The sequence below is a fragment of the Syntrophales bacterium genome (assembly GCA_030018935.1).
Taxonomy (GTDB): domain Bacteria; phylum Desulfobacterota; class Syntrophia; order Syntrophales; family CG2-30-49-12; genus CG2-30-49-12.
The window spans coordinates 1-1,959 of the sequence record JASEGZ010000089.1 but is presented as its reverse complement, the minus strand read 5'-3'; the positions used below and the strand labels follow the sequence as shown (position 1 = coordinate 1,959).

Below are 1,959 nucleotides of genomic sequence, written 5' to 3'. Positions count from 1 at the left end.
TTCGGGGATTAACTTTGTATTGTAAGCATCCCCAGCGGCATAGTGTTCACCAATTTTGACGGGGTCGACATCATAACCATAAATATTTTTGAGATCTTGGTAGTTTGCTCCGTAATCTTTTAATAATTTTAGCTCTTCATTCCGCCAAGTGTTCCACCAATTATAAGCGTCATTCACATTTCCATCGAGGTCTTGTCAATAGGTGTGTAAAAAGCATTTAGGCGGCTATCCTTTCCATTGCCTTTGATTCATGCTTCATGACTCCATCGACAAACTTTTTCCCTGCATACACATCAGACAATAACCAATATCCTTTTAATGTGCGGAAACTCTTTTCCGCGACTTGTAGAAGCTTCCAGATCATCGCTGTTGCGTTCTGGATCTTCTTGAAACGCTTTGCCGCATCCGTTCTCAGTCTCACCGTGCTAAAAGGTGATTCCACTACGTTTGACGTGCGGAGGTGCACCCAGTGCTCCTTAGGGAATGAATAGAATGTCACCATGCGATCCCAGTCCCTCAAGAGTTTCTCCGTAGCCTTCGGATAATCCTTCCGATACCGCTCAAGGAATGCATCTCTGAGTTTTATACATTCTTTAAGTGTTGCTGCATAAGGAATACGCTTGAGATATTCACTGGCCTCAAACCGTATTCTTTTTGGCAGTGAGTCCAGTACGTTTCTGATCTTGTGGTTCCAGCACCTCTGCTCATTCCCTTTCGGATGTATCTCTCCAAGGGCAGACCATATACCAAGGTGCCCATCTGCAATCGTCAAGCTGCCAAGTTTGAGTCCCCTGGTTGTCATATCTCTCAAAACCCCGCTCCAGGATTCCTTGCTCTCACGATAGCCACTCTCACAGGCAAGAAAAACTTTCTTGCCATTGGTGAGCGCTCCGATTATTATCAGAAGCGCAGCCTTGTCTTTTTCAAGGCCAGCCTTCACGTATATCCCGTCAGCCCATTGATACACCACTTTCAGGTTTGATAAATCCCGCCCCTTCCATTCCTCATACTCCATCTGCCATTTAGCCTTCAGCCGCTCGATTGACGAGACCGACAATGGCGCTCCCTCTCCCAGCAATCCCCGGAGTGCCAACTCAAAGTCCCCTTTGGCCAGTCCGTGCAGATACAGCTCCGGCAGAAGGTGCCCTACTTCTTTCGACCGGCGCTTGAAATAGGGGAGTATCTTGCTTTCAAAATGATCTTCCGTGCCCCTTACACGAGGACGCCGCACCGTTATCGTCCCGTTCATCAAGGCGAATTTCTTCGGCTTGCCGTGGCCGTTCCTATATCCGGCGGTGCCGTCCACTAACTCTATCCTCTCGGATTTCTTTCTTCCCAGAAATTCCTCGACTTCTTCTTCCAAAATATCTTGAATGTACTCCTGAGCTTTCAACCGAACCATATGCTCCAACATCTCATACGTCCTGCTTGACTGCTTTGCTGCCTCAGTGATACCCTTTCCCATGGTGGTGTCTCCTTTTTCTTTGTTGATTTCCACTTCAACATATTAAGATTTAGGATACACCGCCTGTTTTCTATTTACACACTTTTTTATTGTACCTCACGGCAAAGGAAAGGTCATTCAGATTATCGAGCATTCAATTGACATCAGCGAGCGCAAACGCTCCGAAGAACAAGTCCTAAAATTATCACAAGCAGTCGAGCATATCCCGAACTCTGTCATTATTACCGATACTACAGGAACAATTGAATACGTCAATCCGAAATTCATCGAAACAACAGGCTATACCCCTGAAGAAATTGTCGGCAAAAAGCCGAGCATCTTAAAATCAGGTCAGACGCCTCCTGAAACGTATAAAGAACTATGGGATACAATTACCTCGGGCGAAGTATGGCAGGGGGAACTTGTCAATAAGAAAAAAAACGGGGTGATTTTCTGGGAGTCTGCATCCATAGCGCCTATAAAAAATTCTGAAGGAGTCATTACCAACTTCGTAG

1 protein-coding gene is annotated in these 1,959 nt (G+C 45.9%); it reads right to left on the bottom strand.

Annotated features, from left to right (window positions below):
• Positions 1-217 precede the first annotated feature (217 nt).
• Positions 218-1,465 (bottom strand): IS256 family transposase, encoded by a 1,248-nt coding sequence (locus QMD03_10055; protein MDI6777554.1) that lies wholly within the window; start codon positions 1,463-1,465, stop codon positions 218-220.
• Positions 1,466-1,959 lie beyond the last annotated feature (494 nt).

Excerpts from the sequence above, each read along its gene's own strand:
- QMD03_10055 (MDI6777554.1), bottom strand. The coding sequence starts at position 1,465 with ATGGGAAAGGGTATCACTGAGGCAGCAAAGCAGTCAAGCAGGACGTAT.